Here is a 15,700-nt window from a genome sequence, read left to right as displayed (position 1 = left end):
CTTTTGCGGCCCTTATTCTTGATCTTGACCGTTTATCGGTCTTGTTTACGTCTTTGGATCATCACCTTCGACATCGCCATATTCACCGACGCGCATGATTTCCCACTCTAGCCTGATCCCACTGGAATCGTAAACCTTTTTTCGCACCTCTTCTCCCAATCCTTCGAGATCCGCGGCACTTGCGCCACCCGTGTTGATCAGGAAATTGGAATGTTTCGGCGACATCTGTGCCCCACCTCGGGTCGCGCCGCGCATACCGGCATTGTCGATGACCTTCCAGGCCTTGAGATCATGCACATCATCGGCCTTGCCCGTTGAGGAAAATCCGGCAGGATTGCGAAAGGTGCTGCCTGCGCTGCGGTCTTTGGTCGGCTGAGTCTCATCGCGTTTGCGCAACTGGTCCTGCATGCGCGCATGCAACTCGGATGCCTCCCCCGGCGGGGGTGCAAAGGTGGCCGAAACGATCACGGCCTGATCTGCCAAGTTGCTTTGACGATAGGCGAAATCCAGATCATCGCCAGTGACGGTCACCAGTGACCCATCGCGCAAAACCACCTGGGCCGAGACAAAACAATCCGCCGTATAGCTGCCATAGCATCCCGCATTCATCCGCAAAGCCCCGCCAATGCTGCCGGGAATTGTACGTAAAAACGTGAGGTCCAGGCCCGCATCCGCCGCCTTGCGGGCCACATGCGCGTCCAGTGCTGCTGCGCCAGCAGTGACATGCCCGCCCTCGATCTCGATTTGATTGAATCCGCGGCCCAGTCGGATCACCACAGCCCGCAAACCACCGTCGCGCACGATCAGATTGCTGCCCACACCCATAGGGAAAACGGTAACCTCATCTGGCAAATTCCGCAGGAAATCGCGTAAATCACCCAGATCGCTGGGTTGAAACAGATAATCCGCCGTGCCCCCCACACGCAACCAGGTCAGATCGTTCAGCGGGCGATCTGGCGTCAACCTGCCGCGTGGTATTGGCATGTCGGCCTGCGGCACCCTGCGTTTCTGGTTCATATTGTCCGCTTTCAGTTAGGAATTCCGACCTTTACCGCCGCGAAACGCCCCCGGCAAGGATGCAGGCAATGCGCAAGCGGGCGATCGGCGCAAGGCACAACTGAGGCTAGCGATCAATCCTTGGATGTAATGCGGCTCTCGCTCCAGAGGCGGCGCACCCGCGCCAGAAACAAACCAATCCCAAAGGCACTGAGGGCATATATCGCTGCCGCAGTCTGGGCAATCAACAGGTTGTCTTCAAGGGGATCGGCCTTCAGGCCAAACACCATCCAGGCCATATTGGCTGCCAATCCGGTAAATCCTACGGCCAGAAACGCGACAAAGCGCTTCTTGAAACCACAAAAGCAACAGGCCGCCATCCAGAATGCGAATAGCCCGACAATGGTGCCAATCATACCGTTCATTCAACGCGCCCGCTCAGCCCGGCAAACTGTCGCCGTAGCCAGCGGCCGAAATAGATCACCGGCCAGCGCAGGATCGAACAGCCCGCAGCAAGGACCAGCAAACCGACCCAGGGGCCGTGCTGCATCGTCACATAACCCACCATGGGAACGCCCACAGCAATCAGAAAATAAGCGTTGCGCCAATGCTGATCCTTACTTGGTGTCATGGCCAGAACATTGGCAAAAACCGCCCAAAGGCAGGCAAGCGTGAGGGACAGGCTCATTGTGGCACCTGCGGGTTCTGCCCGCGCAGTTTTGCCCATAGGAACATCAGCGGATTACGGAACATCGACACGAAGGCAGCCAAGCCCAGCAAGGCCATGAACCATCCCACCTGAATGGCAATCATCACAATCAGGACCGGAGCGGCCAATAGCAAAATAACCCCCGGAACATACTGTTGCCGCATGGGTAGCATCGCGACGCCAGCAGAGGCGAAAACCCACAGAATACAAAGCCAAATCAACGTCATCTCACCGCTCTTTCATTGTCCACATCCGAAACCCCGAAAATCCACGCACTGGAGTGCTGTAGGCATTGTTCACGCCGCCGCCCCTTTCAGCCCCGCCAGTTTCTGTGGCAAACCATTGGCCCAGGCGCTGATCGTGCCCGCGCCCAGACAGACGACCATATCCCCCGGCCCCGCCTGTTCACGCACCAGCCGCGCCAGATCATCCTCGCCTGTGACCGACCGTGCGTGACGATGCCCGTGGCGGATCAGCCCCGCCACCAGATCATCACGGGTCGCGCCCTCGATCGGGTCTTCTCCGGCGGAAAACACCTCGGCAATGCCGACCACATCCGCATCATTGAAACAGGCGCAGAATTCATCAAAGTGATGGCTAAGCCGCGAATAGCGGTGCGGTTGGTGCACGGCAATGACGCGACCGTCGGTCGCCTGCCGTGCGGCTTTCAAAACCGCGGCAATCTCAACCGGATGGTGGCCGTAATCATCAATGATCGTCACGCCGTCAACTTCACCGACTTTCGTAAAGCGCCGGTTAACGCCGCCAAAGGCTGCCAAAGCCTTGCGAATTTCATCCAGTTTCATGCCCAGATGCCGCGCTACTGTCACAGCGGCCAAAGCATTCGACACGTTATGATCGCCGGGCATGGGCAGGGCACAGCCTTCGATCACCATATCCTCGGCCTGCAAGTGGATGTCAAAATGCGCCACACCGTTTTTGTAGTGCAGATTTCGCGCCCGCACATCGGCCTGCGCGTTGAAGCCATAGGTCATCACGCGCCGGTCGGTGATCTTGCCCACCAGCTTTTGCACTTCGTCGTGATCGGTGCAGCAGACGGCCAACCCGTAGAACGGAATGTTACTGACGAAATCCAGAAACCCCTGTCGCAGCGTATCGAAATCACCCCAGTGTTCCATATGTTCGGGGTCAATGTTGGTCACAATCGCGATTGTAGCGGGCAAGCGGTTGAAGGTGCCGTCGCTCTCATCCGCCTCGACGACCATCCATTCGCCCTGCCCCATACGGGCATTCGAACCATAGGCATGAATGATTCCGCCGTTTACCACCGTCGGATCAATACCCCCGGCCACCAATAGTTCCGCCACCAGGGTTGTCGTTGTCGTCTTGCCATGAGTCCCCGCCACGGCGATGTTGGACTTGAGCCGCATCAATTCGGCCAGCATTTCCGCCCGGCGCACAATCGGAAGACCGGCATTACGTGCCGCATCCAGTTCAGCATTGCCCGTCTTGATCGCTGAGGAGATCACGATGACCTCAGCACCGGCAATATTCGCCGCCTCTTGCCCGACAAATATCGTCGCGCCAAGTTCCGCCAGACGGTCGGTGATTTTGGAGGCTTTCAGATCAGAGCCCTGCACACGGTACCCGTGGTTCAACAGAACCTCGGCAATCCCGGACATACCAATGCCGCCGATGCCAACGAAATGAATAGGCCCGACATCAGTGGGCAATTTGGTTGCAGCGGCAGCATTCATGTTTTTCTTCCTTGATCTGCGAGGGTCTCGACCATTGCCGCCAGCGCCTCCGCGGCTTCCGGCTTGCCCACTGACAATGCGGCATTAGCCATCTGCAAGGCAACTTGCGGCATGTTGAGGATGGTTTCAATCTGCTCAGTCAGCGTTTCCGGGGTCGCTTCCTGCTCTGTCAACATGACAGCCGCGCCCGCCTCGACCAATCCACGCCCATTGGCGGTTTGTTCATTTCGGATCGCCGCGGCCAATGGCACCAGGACAGAGGGGCGTCCGATCACCGAAATATCCGCAACGCTTGACGCACCGGCGCGGCTGATCACAAGTTGCGCTTCTGACATCCGTCGCGGCACATCTTCGAAAAAGGGCTGCACATCCGCGCTGATTCCGTTCTCGGCATAAAAAGTCGCAACCCGTTGTCCGTCTTCGTCCCGCGCCTGATGACTGACACGGATGTTCTTCAGCATTTCCATCGGCAAGGCAGCAATCGCAGGCGGTACAACTTCACTAAGGATCCGTGCCCCCTGCGAGCCGCCCATCACAAGCAATTCCATCGGGTAATCACCCGGAGGAATATACCCCGCGCCCGCCCGCTCCAGTACCGAGGCCCGCACCGGGTTACCTACATGCACAGCTTCAACGCCTTCTGGCAACTCTGTCGGCCATGTGCCGCAGGCCACCCTGTCGACCCTTTTGGCAAATAACTCGTTCACGCGACCCAGAACGCCGTTCTGCTCATGGATCATCCGAGGCAGTCGAAGCAAAGTCGCCGCGCCTAATGCCGGTATAGACGGGTATCCGCCAAAGCCGACGACAACACTGGGCCGATCGCGCAGCATTCGCCATGCAGCACCCAAGGTTCCGGACAGGATTCTGAAGGGTACAACAGCCTTGGCCAGGACCCCACCCCGGGCGAAAGTCGCGGAATTGACCTGCATGATCTCGACGGCATCGGGGAAGCCGCCCGTATAGCGTGCGCCGCGCTCATCCGTGGACAGACGTACCCGCCACCCGCGCGCAAGCATGACTTCGGCCAGGGCCTGCGCCGGGAACATGTGCCCGCCGGTCCCGCCCGCCGCAATAACCAGCAAGGGCGGTTTCATCGTCCCCGCCCCCGACCCAGAATATCGGAAATCTCACCCTGCGGACGTGTCCGCGTGAACGCCAGCAACATACCGACCGCAATGCCCGAGGCAATCACCGACGACCCCCCGTAGCTGACGAAGGGCAAGGTCATTCCCTTGGCTGGCAGCAAACGCACCGCAACCCCCATATTGATCATCGCCTGGACACCGAACATGCAGGCCAGCCCCGTCCCCGCAAGACGAATAAAGGGATCCCGCTCACGCACCAGGCGCAACAAGGACCGAACCACAACTACGGTATAGACGGCAATGATGAACATCACCAACACCAGACCATATTCCTCGGCTGCGACAGCAATGATAAAATCTGTATGGGCATCTGGCAGTGACCATTTCACTTCGCCCTCACCGACACCGACACCAAACAATCCCCCCTCGCGGATCGCATTCGTCGCATAGCCTAGCTGGGTCGTGGGATCGACATCCGGGCTGAGGAAACCGTCAATCCGGCGTGCAAAGTGTTCGGAATGCGCATAGGCCACGGTTCCGGCAATCACCACCATTGCCGCCATACCGACAAGCAATATCATCGGCGCACCGGCAACGAAATACATCACACCCCAACCGAAAAGCACCAGACAGGCCTGCCCGAAATCCGGCTGCAAGGCCAACATCAGCACAATTGCGATACACAAGGCAAAAGACCACGCTTTTCCCGGAGGGCCGTTAATCTCTAGCGAAGCGGCCATCATCCAGGCTGCCGCAACCACGAAACCAGGTTTCAAAAACTCTGACGGCTGGAAGGACGCAAACCCCAGCGAATACCAACGCATCGCACCCTTGCCGAAATCCGTGCCAAAAAACGGCAACAAGGCCAGCGCCACAAAGGCAAACAGAAACCCGATCACGGCCAAACGCCGCACGATCAGCGGAGACATCATTGACGTCAGCAGCATCGCCATGATCGCAAGACTGCCAAAAACCGCCTGTCGTTGCACATAATGAAAAGGCTGAAAGCCATTCCGTTCGGCCAGTGGCACCGAGGCTGCCAAACCCAGCAAAAGGCCGACGGCAAATAACATCAACACGCAGGACAACGCCCAACGATCAACGGTTCGCCACCATTTTGGTAATATCGGTTCACCGTCCTGTACATGAACGGTGCCATGCGCCATCGCTGTCATGACTGTCTGCCTTACACTGCCTCGAATGCCCCGGGGGCAAGCCCCATTTTTGGGGTCTATCGGCGCATCATAGCCCCAAATGACGCAACAGGCTAGGGCTTTTCCGCGCCTGCCCCAACGACAGTTCCACGCCTCGCCGCCTTGACCGTTCCATCGGTTCCGTGCATGCCCCAAAGATGCAATACGATACCGTGATCATAGGTGCCGGCGCGGCCGGCATGATGGCCGCCGCCCATGCGGGTGGGCGTGTTCTGGTGGTGGATCACGCCAAGGCCCCTGGTGAAAAAATCCGGATTTCAGGGGGCGGGCGCTGTAATTTCACCAATATGTATTGCGGCCCCGAAAATTTTATCAGCCAGAACCCCCATTTCGCCAAATCTGCATTGGCCCGTTATACGCAATGGGATTTCATCGCGCTGATCGAAGCCCACGGCATCGCCTGGCATGAAAAGACCCTTGGCCAGTTATTCTGCGACACTTCCGCCAAAGAGATTATCGCGATGCTGCGTCAGATGATGGACGAGGCATCGGTTGATCTGCGCCTCAACACCAGCGTCAGCAACATTTCAAAGCTAAATCATAACTTTAAGATCGACCTTCAATTTATTGAAAACAAAATTGAAATAGAGACAAGAAATCTCATCATTGCCACCGGAGGCAAATCCATCCCCAAGATGGGCGCAACCGGCTTCGCCTATGACATCGCCCGCCAATTCGACATCCCCGTGACTGAGACCCGCGCCGCATTGGTCCCCTTCACCTTTGCCGGTGGCCGCTTTGCCGACATCTCCGGCGTGGCCCTGCCCTCCAAAGTCACGGCTGGCACCGCCACCTTTGAAGAGGCTCTTCTCTTTACCCATCGCGGCCTTTCCGGCCCCGCGATCCTGCAAGCGTCATCTTATTGGCAGGACGGCGACCCCGTCACGGTCAACCTCACTCCTGCGCATGACTTGTTGGAAAAGCTGCGCAGCCAACGCCAGACCGCAGGCCGCAAGAATCTGACGACCGAACTCGCCCGCCACCTGCCGACGCGCCTTGTGGATCACCTTGCCACGCAAATGGATCTCACCGGCAACCTTGCGGATTGGTCCGACACGCGCCTCACCGCCCTCACCGACACCCTCGCCGCATGGGAATTGTTCCCCAATGGCACCGAAGGTTACCGCACTGCCGAAGTCACGCTCGGCGGTATCGACACCAACGCGCTGTCCTCAACCACGATGATGAGCAAACAGGTCGACGGCCTCTATTTCATCGGCGAAGCGGTGGATGTCACAGGCTGGCTCGGCGGGTTCAACTTTCAATGGGCGTGGTCCTCGGGCATGGCCGCCGCCCAGGCGATCAGTGGCCAGTAACCGCCTGGACCTGCGCGATAAAATCCTCGCCGCGCCGTTCGAAACTGTCATATTGATCAAAACTTGCCGCGGCCGGAGCCAGCAGCACGACGTCACCCTCTTCGGCCTCCGCTGCGGCCCGCGCCACTGCCACCTCCATCGTCCCGCAGACTTCTGCCTCGACGTTCAACTGCATCGCAAAGGACGCCGCCTCGCGCCCGATCACATAGGCCTTTTTCACCGACCCTACGGCCTCGGACAGCCCTGCAAGCCCACCTTCCTTCTCAAGCCCGCCGCAAATCCAGCGAATATTCTTGAACGCGGCCAAGGCCTTAACCGCCGAATCTACATTCGTCGCCTTGCTGTCATTCACAAAGCGTACGCCATTATGTTCACCAATGGTTTGTGAGCGATGCGGCAATCCGCCAAAGGAATGAAACGCTGCCTCGATCACTTTCGGCGCCAAGCCCAACGTCCGACAGGCCGCATAAGCCGCACAGGCATTCTGATGATTATGCGAACCCGGCAGTCCCGCAACCAGGCGCAGATCAATCGAGGCCACCTGCTTGCCCTTGCGATACTCCGACAAAAAACCTTTGCGCGCAAAGACCTGCCATCCCGGCCCTGTCAGCTTGCGCTCAACCGACACACGGATCACCCGATCATCCGTTGGCCCCTGGCTCAACTGCCCTGCCAGAAACCGCCCTTCATCCTCATCCACACCAATCACCGCACGATCCGGCCCGCCTTCGGCAAACAATCGCCGCTTGGCTGCGAAATACCCGCCCATCCCGTGATGCCGGTCCAGATGATCAGGCGACAGGTTGGTAAACACTGCCACATCCGGCGTCAGGTTGCGTGCAAGGTCGGTCTGGTAAGACGACAACTCCAACACAACGACCTCGCCATCCACCGCAGGCTCAATATCCAGGACCCCACGCCCGATGTTGCCCGCCAACTGGCAGGGACGCTGTACATGTTCCAGAATATGGTGGATCAGGGCCGAAGTGGTTGATTTTCCGTTTGATCCCGTGACTGCCACAACACGCGGCAGGGTTTCGAAATTATCCCACTGACCGGTCGCAAAGCTTTGAAAGAAAAGTCCAATATCGTTATCGACGGGCACGCCAGCCTCCAGCGCGAACCCGACAACAGGATTGGGCGCAGGATAGAGATGCGCAATGCCGGGTGAAACGATCAACCGCGCAATTCCTTCGAATGCCTGCGCAGATTTGAACGGCTGACAGGTAAACCCTTCACCCTCCGCCGCCTCACGTGCTGCCGGATTGTCGTCCCAACAGATCGCTTTGGCCCCTCCCTCGCGCAAGGCACGTGCCGCTGACAACCCCGACCGCCCCAAGCCCAATACCGCGACTTTCGCATCCTGCAATCCCTGTACTGGAATCATCCCATTTCCCCTGTTAGCACTGTCGGAGCACCATGATGCCATCAGGTGCTCTTCACAAGCCGGAGCCTGCACCATCGCCAATCTCAATTCCCTTCTACGTGATCTTGACGCCCAAATGCGCGAGGACGGCAATTGGGGCGAGCCGGCGAATTACATCCCCGAACTGGCGCGCGTCGACCCGGCGCAATTTGGTATCACTGTGGTCACAGCGGACGGCAAGGTGTTCAGCGCGGGCGACACCGACACCCTGTTTTCAGTGCAATCCATCACCAAGGTTTTTACCCTCGCCATCGCGCTTGGCCGGTCCGGCGATCAATTGTGGAAACGTGTGGGCCGCGAACCTTCAGGGCGGGCGTTCAACTCCATCGTACAACTGGAACGCGAAGAGGGCCGCCCGCGCAATCCCTTTATCAACGCAGGCGCAATTGTCACCACCGACGAAGTGCTGGATGGCCGCGCCCCACGCGATGCCTTGGCCGAAATCATTCAATTCATCCGTTCCGCCGCAGGCTCGAACGAGATTCATATCAACGAGGCCGTCGCCGCATCAGAGACCGAACATGGCCACCGCAATTTTGCTCTCGCGCATTTTCTGGCGTCTTTCAACAATCTAAAAAGCACACCGGAAATGACGCTTGGAACTTATTTCCACCACTGCGCCGTGGAAATGACCACCACGCAACTGGCCCATGCGGGGCGGTTTCTGATGGGCGTTCCCAAGATGTCGCGTCTGGTTTCAATGGCGCGTGTGCGCCGCCTCAATGCTCTGATGCTGACCTGCGGCCATTATGACGGCTCGGGTGATTTTGCCTATCGCGTCGGGATACCGGGCAAATCCGGCGTTGGCGGGGGCATCCTTGCCATCGTGCCGGGCAAGGCCTCCGTTGCCGTCTGGTCACCCGGCCTCAACACCTATGGCAATAGCAACAAGGGGACTGAAGCCCTGGCCCTGCTGGCCCGCAAAATGAACTGGTCGATCTTCTGACACGCGAAGGCAAGCAGCCGACCCCTTTCTCTTTTTGGCCTTATATCCCGCGGGAGTTTGAGGGCAGAGCCCTCATAGGCCCCATGGGGCCTCCCCGTTAGCGCACCTTCAGCGTCGCCAGACCAATCATCGCCAAAATAAGCGCCACAATCCAGAACCGGATCACAATCTGTGGCTCTGACCAGCCCTTTTTTTCGTAGTGGTGGTGAATCGGGGCCATCAGGAACACCCGTTTACCCGTGCGCTTGAAATATAGCACCTGGATGATCACCGACATCGCTTCGAGAACGAACAGCCCGCCGACAATTGCCAGCACGATCTCATGTTTGGTGCTGACGGCAATCGCGCCCAAGGCACCGCCCAGGGCCAGCGATCCGGTATCGCCCATAAACACGGCAGCAGGTGGGGCATTATACCACAAAAACCCCAAACCGCCGCCGAATACCGCTGCGGCAAAGACCAGAATCTCGCCGGTACCCGGCACATAATGCAGACCCAGATCAGCGGCCCAATCGACCCGCCCAACGACATAGGCAATGATCCCCAGCGTTCCGGCCGCGATCATCACCGGCATGATTGCCAGCCCATCAAGCCCGTCCGTCAAGTTCACCGCATTGGCCGAGCCCACGATGACAACCACGGCAAAAGGCACAAAGAACAGGCCAAGGTTGATCAATGTATCCTTGAAGACCGGCACAGCCAGCTGGTTTTGCAGTTCTGCAGGGTGATACCAGGCGGCCCAGACCGCTGCGATCACCGCAATCAACAGCCCCAGCCCCATGCGCACCCTGCCGGAAACGCCGGCGGTGTCCTGCTTGCTGACCTTGGCATAATCATCCGCAAAGCCGATGGCCGCAAAACTGATTGTCACAAACAACACGATCCAGACAAAAGGCGTATCCCAACGTGCCCAGAGAATGGTCGAGGTCAACAAGGCGCCGACAATCAGCAAACCACCCATGGTTGGCGTCCCTGCCTTGACGAAATGCCCTTCGGGGCCGTCATCGCGGATGGGTTGGCCCTTGCCCTGTTTCTTGCGCAGAACGGCAATCAGTGGCCTGCCAAACAGAAAACCGAAAACCAGCGCCGTCAGAAAGGCACCACCCGCCCGAAAGGTAATATACCGAAACAGGTTATAAAAATCACCACCATCAGACAGCAGGGTCAACCAATAGAGCATGCAACGCGCCCCTCAACTTTATCTTGTGGGCATCCGCCCTATTTACACATGATCTTTCCGATGGCCCATTTTGCGAATGGCGTCAACGACTGCGCCCAAATTCATCGACAATGATCCCTTGACCAGCACCACATCCCCGGAATCCAGTTTCTGGCGCAAGCCGGTCAGCATTTCCGACGCGGTTTCGGTCCAGTCGCCGCGCTGGTGTTCAGGCAGGAGTTCATAAAGCGCGCGCATCAATGGTCCTACGCAATGCACCACATCCAGGGTTTTTGTCGTTTCCAGATGGGCAAGGCCCGCGTGAAGTGCAACGGCATCCGAACCCAACTCTTTCATATCTCCCAGAAAGGCAATCCTGCGTCCCTTGCTGACCCGACCGATGTCATGGGTCACCTCCGAGGCTGCCAGCACCTCAAGCGCCGCTGCCATGGAGGTCGGATTGGCATTGTAGCTGTCATCAATCAGATCCAGCGTCATTTGCGTTTCAACCGGGTCGAGCACGATGGTTTCGCGCCCGCCTCGTCCGCGATAGGGAGTCCAGCGGCCCAGTGACTGCACCGCCAAGGCAAGATCCGCGCCAAGTGCCTTTACCACGGCCAGCGCTCCCAGGGCATTCATCGCAAAATGCCGTCCCGGTGTAGCAATCTTGAACAACAGGGGCATGCCATCGGCATCGGCCTGCACTACCGTTGCCTGCGCCTGCACGTTGACGTCTTTCAACTTGAACTGGAACCCGTGCAGACCGAATTCGATCTCACGAAGCTGACAGTCTACTGCCTTTGCCATAAGGATCGCGGCGTGTTCGATGTCGGCATTGATCACCGCAATACCGCCTGCGGCAACGCCTTCGAATATCGCGGCTTTTTCAACCGCAATCGCGGCGACATTCTCAAAAGCTTCCAGGTGCGCAGCAGCCACTGTTGTCACCATGGCGACATCAGGCCGGGCCATTTTGGCCAGGGGTGCAATCTCGCCGGGGTGGTTCATTCCAATTTCGATCACGGCAAATTCTGTCTCACGCGGCATCCGTGCCAGCGTCAGCGGCACGCCCCAATGGTTGTTATAGCTGGCCACGGATGCATGGGTGCGCCCCTGATCGGCAAGCATTGCGCGCAGCATTTCCTTGGTCGAGGTTTTGCCGACGCTTCCCGTAACTGCTGCAACCCGAGCAGAGGTCCGTGCCCGCGCGGCAATTCCCATTGCTTCAAGCCCGGCAAGCACATCTTCCACAATCAGCAAGGGGGCATCCGCCGCAACCCCGTCCGGAACGTGGGACACCAGGGCAGCCGCCGCCCCCTTTTCCAAGGCCTGGGCCACAAAATCATGCCCGTCGCGCAGGTCCTTCAATGCCACGAACAAATCGCCCTGCTGCAGGGTTCGCGTATCGATCGAGACCCCGTCACAGACCCATTCTCCAACAGCCCGGCCTCCGGTGGCCGCTGCTGCTTCCGCACTTGTCCAAAGGCTCATGCCAATCTCCCGTCAAGCGCGGCGACCGCCACACTCGCCTGCTCCACATCATCAAAGGGCAGCACGTCGTCACCAACAGTCTGACCTGTTTCATGTCCCTTTCCAGCCACCAACAAGGCATCCCCCGGCCCAATCGCATCCACCCCGCGCAAAATCGCTTCGGCACGATCGCCAACTTCGGTCGCTTCCGGTGCCCCCAGCATCACAGCAGTCCTGATCACGGCCGGATCCTCGGAACGCGGATTGTCATCGGTGACAATCACCAGATCCGCATGGGCCGCCGCGGCCGCCCCCATCAAGGGTCGCTTGCTTGCATCACGGTCGCCTCCCGCCCCAACGATCGCCACCAAACGGCCCATCACATGCGGTCGCATCGCCTGCAATGCCGTGGCAATCGCATCCGGTGTATGGGCGTAATCCACAAACACCGCCGCACCATTGTCGCGGGTTGCCGCCAGTTGCATCCGACCGCGCACCGTCGTCAGGTGCGGCAGGACGTCGAAGACCTCCGACGCATCCGCACCACAGGCGATGACGAGGCCGCAGGCCAGCAGAACATTTTCGGCCTGAAACCCACCAATCAGGTTCAGACGCTTCTGATAGTCTTTTCCCTGCCAAGAAAACCGCAGATCCTGTCCTGTCGCGTCAAACCGCTGGCCCGTCAAATGCAGATCACCACCGTCGCGACCTACTGTGATAACCTCACAGCCCCGCGCCTTGGCAATCGCCGCCATCTCGATCCCCTTGCGGTCATCGATGTTGATCACGGCGGTCCCCTCCTCCGGCAAGACTCGCGCGAACAGACCCGCCTTGGCGTCGAAATAAGCCTCAAAGGTCTCGTGATAATCCAGATGATCCTGCGTGAAATTCGTGAAACCCGCAGCCTTGAGGGTCACGCCGTCCAGTCGCCGCTGGTCCAAACCATGCGATGATGCCTCCATCGCGCCATGGGTGATCCCGTTTGCTGCGGCCTCCGCAAGTGCTTTGTGCAAGGTAATCGGTTCCGGCGTCGTATGAGCCAAAGGCGCGGTCCATGCTCCTTCTACCCCTGTTGTGCCAAGATTTACGGCCGACAGACCCATTTCGATCCAGATCTGGCGCACAAAGGTGGACACCGATGTCTTGCCGTTGGTTCCCGTGACTGCCACCATTGTTCCGGGCTGGGCCCCGAACCAAAGTGCGGCGGTGCGCGACAAAGCTTCGCGGGGGGTATCGGTGACAACCACGGTGACACCGGCCTCTGCCATCACATCTGCTGCAATCCCCGCACCTGCAGTATCGGTCAGAACCGCAACAGCACCTTGACGCACTGCGTATTGAATGAATTCAGCACCATGTACGACAGCCCCGGGCATCGCGGCAAAAAGGAAGCCGTCACGCACCAAACGACTGTCCACAGCAATACCAGCAATGTCGGGATTGTCGCCACCTCGCCCCGTTAGACCAAGTGAAGATAGCGGAACGGTGGGGCTGCTCATGGGGTGTGGACTTTTTATCAGTTGCTGCTGCTGGTCAGCGTTACCATAGCGGGCTTTGAAGGTTCAACAGTCGGTCTCAAACCAAGCAACGGTGCAACGCGCCGGATCATCTCTGCGGCCACAGGCACCGCAGTCCATCCCGCGGTGCGTCGTGGCTTTTCGCCCGAATTTTCCGAAGGTTCGTCCAAGGTCACAATCAACACATATTTGGGATCATGAGCGGGGAAAATCGAGGCAAATGTCGCCAGTGTTTTGCTTTTGTAATACCCGCCTCGCGGTTTGGGCTTGTCTGCCGTGCCGGTCTTGCCACCGACAAAATAGCCCGGTACGCGTGCAAAACTGGCAGTGCCATCGGACACGACCTTGCGCAGCATCATACGTCCGTCACGCGCTGTCTGTTCCGACATCACTCGCGGACCGCGCACGGCCTTATCCTGTTTGATCAAGGTCGGTGTCACTTTATACCCACCATTTGCAATGGCTGCATATCCGGCGGCCAAATGCATCGGCGAGGTAGACATGCCATGCCCATATGAAATCGTCACAGAAGAAAGATCCGTCCATCGCTTGGGCAGCAAGGGCTTTCCGCCAGAGGCCTCGACGATCTCGAACGGGGTGATGTCGAAAAAGCCGAGACTTTTGAGGAATTCTTTTTGCCGTTTCGCGCCAATCTGCAACGCCATCCGTCCGGTACCTCGGTTTGACGATTTCACGATAATATCCGCGACCGAGAGTGCGCCATAGTTTTTGCCGTGGAACTCACCAATTTTGAATCCGCCCACCTTCATCGGGCCTTTGGTATCGATCACCGTGTTCACATTGACCAATCCCAGTTCAATCGCCTGAGTTGCTGCGAAAATCTTGAAAACCGAGCCAAGTTCATAAACACCCTGTACCGCGCGGTTGAACAAAGGTGAGTCCGAGGCATCGCCGTCAACTGCGGGACGCGGTCGGTTATTGGGGTCGAATGTCGGCAAGGAGACCACGCTGATCACCTCGCCCGTCTTCACATCCATCAATACGCTGGTCGCGCCCTTGGCATTCATCAGTTTCATGCCACCGTAAAGCACCCGTTCGGACGCCGCCTGCACCGTAAGGTCGAGGGACAATTGCAGGGGTTTGCCTGCATTTGCCGGATCGCGCAGATAATCGTCAAAATACTTTTCGACACCGGCTACTCCGATGACCTCTGCGGCATGCACGCCCTCTTTGCCATAGGAGGCGCCACCCATGACATGAGCCGCAAGCGTACCATTTGGATACAAGCGCATATCACGCGGAGCAAACAACAGGCCCGGATCACCGATGTCATGCACCGCCTGTTTTTGTTCTGGCGAAATCTTCTTCTTGATCCACAGGAATTTCCGCTTGCCGGTAAAATCCTTGATCAGCCTGGCTTCATCCAGATCCGGAAATATCTTGACCAGCCCCTTTGCCGCCATCACGGGGTCAACCATGTGTTTGGGTTGGGCGTATAACGCATGTGTGTCAAAATTTGTGGCCAACAGATTGCCATTGCGATCCACAATATCCGCACGACTGGCCGAAATGACTGCACCCGGTGCGTGGGTACGTGGCTCAACCGGGTCCGTGCTGGCCAGCATCCCCATTCGCGCACCTACAACCGCGAAGGCGCAAAAGAAAAACGCACCCAAGACCAGCAACCGGCCTTCTGCACGCAACCGCGCCCCATCGCGCATCTGTTCATGCCGGATGCGCTTGTTCTCATTTTCGATCGCGTCTGGATTTTCGCCTTTTTGACGCGCCTCAAGGATACGTGCCAGTGGGCGCAGGGGGGTGCGGATCATAGCGGGTCCTCCGGGGCGGCGGCGCTTGACACATCAACCGGATTGGTGATCGGCAACAATGGTGCCGGCGGATAGGCGACCTCGTCCACCTGACCGAATTGATCAGGGTGCAGAGGGAGCAACCCCAGACGTTCAAAGTTTATCTCAGCCAGATCGCGCAGGCGATCGGGACGATTTTGATAAGCCCATTCTGCTTTCAGCACGGCAAGCCGTGAATGTGCGTCGCGGATATTGGCATGCAGCTTGTCCGCTTCGGACAGCGCCTGTTGGGTTGCGTAATTCTCGCGGTAAGCCCAGAAAGCCAAGGCGATCACCGCAATAGTTGTCAATATATGAAGGATTGCCCGCATC

Annotated in this window: 15 protein-coding genes; 2 read left to right on the top strand and 13 right to left on the bottom strand. The window is 58.2% G+C overall.

Going from position 1 to position 15,700, the window contains the following annotated elements; all coding sequences use genetic code 11:
* Positions 1-45 precede the first annotated feature (45 nt).
* From murB to ftsW, 7 genes are all read right to left on the bottom strand, one after another.
* Positions 46-1,017 (bottom strand): UDP-N-acetylmuramate dehydrogenase, encoded by a 972-nt coding sequence (murB, locus tag OS190_RS07190; protein WP_267157979.1) that lies wholly within the window; start codon positions 1,015-1,017, stop codon positions 46-48.
* Between the two features lie 113 nt (positions 1,018-1,130).
* Positions 1,131-1,421, bottom strand: a complete 291-nt coding sequence (locus tag OS190_RS07185) for a hypothetical protein (RefSeq protein ID WP_267157978.1) — start codon at positions 1,419-1,421, stop codon at positions 1,131-1,133.
* Complete coding sequence (locus OS190_RS07180) at positions 1,418-1,684, bottom strand: DUF2484 family protein (protein ID WP_267157977.1); 267 nt, start codon at positions 1,682-1,684, stop codon at positions 1,418-1,420. Before OS190_RS07180 ends, OS190_RS07185 begins: the two co-directional genes overlap by 4 nt.
* Entirely contained in the window at positions 1,681-1,932 is a 252-nt protein-coding gene (locus OS190_RS07175) for a DUF2484 family protein (RefSeq protein WP_267157976.1), read from the bottom strand. The genes OS190_RS07180 and OS190_RS07175 overlap by 4 nt, the downstream gene beginning before the upstream one ends.
* Positions 1,933-2,001: 69 nt before the next feature.
* Positions 2,002-3,423 (bottom strand): UDP-N-acetylmuramate--L-alanine ligase, encoded by a 1,422-nt coding sequence (murC, locus tag OS190_RS07170; RefSeq protein ID WP_267157975.1) that lies wholly within the window; start codon positions 3,421-3,423, stop codon positions 2,002-2,004.
* On the bottom strand, positions 3,420-4,520 hold the full coding sequence (locus tag OS190_RS07165; RefSeq protein ID WP_267157974.1) for a UDP-N-acetylglucosamine--N-acetylmuramyl-(pentapeptide) pyrophosphoryl-undecaprenol N-acetylglucosamine transferase: 1,101 nt from the start codon (positions 4,518-4,520) through the stop codon (positions 3,420-3,422). The genes murC and OS190_RS07165 overlap by 4 nt, the downstream gene beginning before the upstream one ends.
* On the bottom strand, positions 4,517-5,686 hold the full coding sequence (gene ftsW, locus OS190_RS07160; RefSeq protein WP_267157973.1) for a putative lipid II flippase FtsW: 1,170 nt from the start codon (positions 5,684-5,686) through the stop codon (positions 4,517-4,519). Before ftsW ends, OS190_RS07165 begins: the two co-directional genes overlap by 4 nt.
* Positions 5,687-5,862: 176 nt before the next feature.
* Here ftsW and OS190_RS07155 point away from each other — a divergent pair, with 176 nt between their 5' ends.
* Positions 5,863-7,041: a BaiN/RdsA family NAD(P)/FAD-dependent oxidoreductase gene (locus OS190_RS07155; protein ID WP_267157972.1), complete on the top strand. Its 1,179-nt coding sequence runs from the start codon at positions 5,863-5,865 to the stop codon at positions 7,039-7,041.
* Here OS190_RS07155 and murD read toward each other — a convergent pair.
* Positions 7,028-8,428, bottom strand: a complete 1,401-nt coding sequence (gene murD / locus OS190_RS07150) for a UDP-N-acetylmuramoyl-L-alanine--D-glutamate ligase (RefSeq protein WP_267157971.1) — start codon at positions 8,426-8,428, stop codon at positions 7,028-7,030. The two genes, OS190_RS07155 and murD, sit on opposite strands and share 14 nt — an antisense overlap.
* 73 nt (positions 8,429-8,501) lie before the next feature.
* Here murD and OS190_RS07145 point away from each other — a divergent pair, with 73 nt between their 5' ends.
* Positions 8,502-9,413, top strand: coding sequence for a glutaminase (locus OS190_RS07145; RefSeq protein ID WP_267158320.1), 912 nt, complete (start codon positions 8,502-8,504; stop codon positions 9,411-9,413).
* Between the two features lie 97 nt (positions 9,414-9,510).
* Here OS190_RS07145 and mraY read toward each other — a convergent pair whose 3' ends face one another.
* Genes mraY through ftsL form a run of 5 tightly spaced genes read right to left on the bottom strand, consistent with a single transcriptional unit; the run spans position 9,511 to position 15,699 of the window.
* On the bottom strand, positions 9,511-10,593 hold the full coding sequence (gene mraY, locus OS190_RS07140) for a phospho-N-acetylmuramoyl-pentapeptide-transferase (protein ID WP_267157970.1): 1,083 nt from the start codon (positions 10,591-10,593) through the stop codon (positions 9,511-9,513).
* Positions 10,594-10,635: 42 nt separating this feature from the next.
* Positions 10,636-12,063: a UDP-N-acetylmuramoyl-tripeptide--D-alanyl-D-alanine ligase gene (locus OS190_RS07135; protein ID WP_267157969.1), complete on the bottom strand. Its 1,428-nt coding sequence runs from the start codon at positions 12,061-12,063 to the stop codon at positions 10,636-10,638.
* Positions 12,060-13,541 carry a UDP-N-acetylmuramoyl-L-alanyl-D-glutamate--2,6-diaminopimelate ligase gene (locus tag OS190_RS07130; protein ID WP_267157968.1) on the bottom strand — a complete coding sequence of 494 codons (1,482 nt, stop codon included), beginning with the start codon at positions 13,539-13,541 and terminating at the stop codon, positions 12,060-12,062. The genes OS190_RS07135 and OS190_RS07130 overlap by 4 nt, the downstream gene beginning before the upstream one ends.
* A 17-nt stretch (positions 13,542-13,558) precedes the next feature.
* Positions 13,559-15,349 carry a peptidoglycan D,D-transpeptidase FtsI family protein gene (locus OS190_RS07125; protein WP_267157967.1) on the bottom strand — a complete coding sequence of 597 codons (1,791 nt, stop codon included), beginning with the start codon at positions 15,347-15,349 and terminating at the stop codon, positions 13,559-13,561.
* A complete protein-coding gene (ftsL, locus tag OS190_RS07120) occupies positions 15,346-15,699 on the bottom strand; it encodes a cell division protein FtsL (protein WP_267157966.1) in 354 nt (117 codons plus the stop codon). The genes OS190_RS07125 and ftsL overlap by 4 nt, the downstream gene beginning before the upstream one ends.
* Position 15,700 lies beyond the last annotated feature (1 nt).

Origin of the sequence: Sulfitobacter sp. F26204, assembly GCF_026410305.1 — a bacterium.
GTDB lineage: Bacteria > Pseudomonadota > Alphaproteobacteria > Rhodobacterales > Rhodobacteraceae > Sulfitobacter.
The sequence above is the reverse complement of the archived record's forward strand: the minus strand, read 5'-3'. Positions and strand labels throughout refer to the sequence as shown.

Coding starts and splice junctions, on each gene's coding strand:
- murB (WP_267157979.1), bottom strand. CDS start 1,017: ATGAACCAGAAACGCAGGGTGCCGCAGGCCGACATGCCAATACCACGC.
- OS190_RS07185 (WP_267157978.1), bottom strand. CDS start 1,421: ATGAACGGTATGATTGGCACCATTGTCGGGCTATTCGCATTCTGGATG.
- OS190_RS07180 (WP_267157977.1), bottom strand. CDS start 1,684: ATGAGCCTGTCCCTCACGCTTGCCTGCCTTTGGGCGGTTTTTGCCAAT.
- OS190_RS07175 (WP_267157976.1), bottom strand. CDS start 1,932: ATGACGTTGATTTGGCTTTGTATTCTGTGGGTTTTCGCCTCTGCTGGC.
- murC (WP_267157975.1), bottom strand. CDS start 3,423: ATGAATGCTGCCGCTGCAACCAAATTGCCCACTGATGTCGGGCCTATT.
- OS190_RS07165 (WP_267157974.1), bottom strand. CDS start 4,520: ATGAAACCGCCCTTGCTGGTTATTGCGGCGGGCGGGACCGGCGGGCAC.
- ftsW (WP_267157973.1), bottom strand. CDS start 5,686: ATGACAGCGATGGCGCATGGCACCGTTCATGTACAGGACGGTGAACCG.
- OS190_RS07155 (WP_267157972.1), top strand. CDS start 5,863: ATGCAATACGATACCGTGATCATAGGTGCCGGCGCGGCCGGCATGATG.
- murD (WP_267157971.1), bottom strand. CDS start 8,428: ATGATTCCAGTACAGGGATTGCAGGATGCGAAAGTCGCGGTATTGGGC.
- mraY (WP_267157970.1), bottom strand. CDS start 10,593: ATGCTCTATTGGTTGACCCTGCTGTCTGATGGTGGTGATTTTTATAAC.
- OS190_RS07135 (WP_267157969.1), bottom strand. CDS start 12,063: ATGAGCCTTTGGACAAGTGCGGAAGCAGCAGCGGCCACCGGAGGCCGG.
- OS190_RS07130 (WP_267157968.1), bottom strand. CDS start 13,541: ATGAGCAGCCCCACCGTTCCGCTATCTTCACTTGGTCTAACGGGGCGA.
- OS190_RS07125 (WP_267157967.1), bottom strand. CDS start 15,349: ATGATCCGCACCCCCCTGCGCCCACTGGCACGTATCCTTGAGGCGCGT.
- ftsL (WP_267157966.1), bottom strand. CDS start 15,699: ATGCGGGCAATCCTTCATATATTGACAACTATTGCGGTGATCGCCTTG.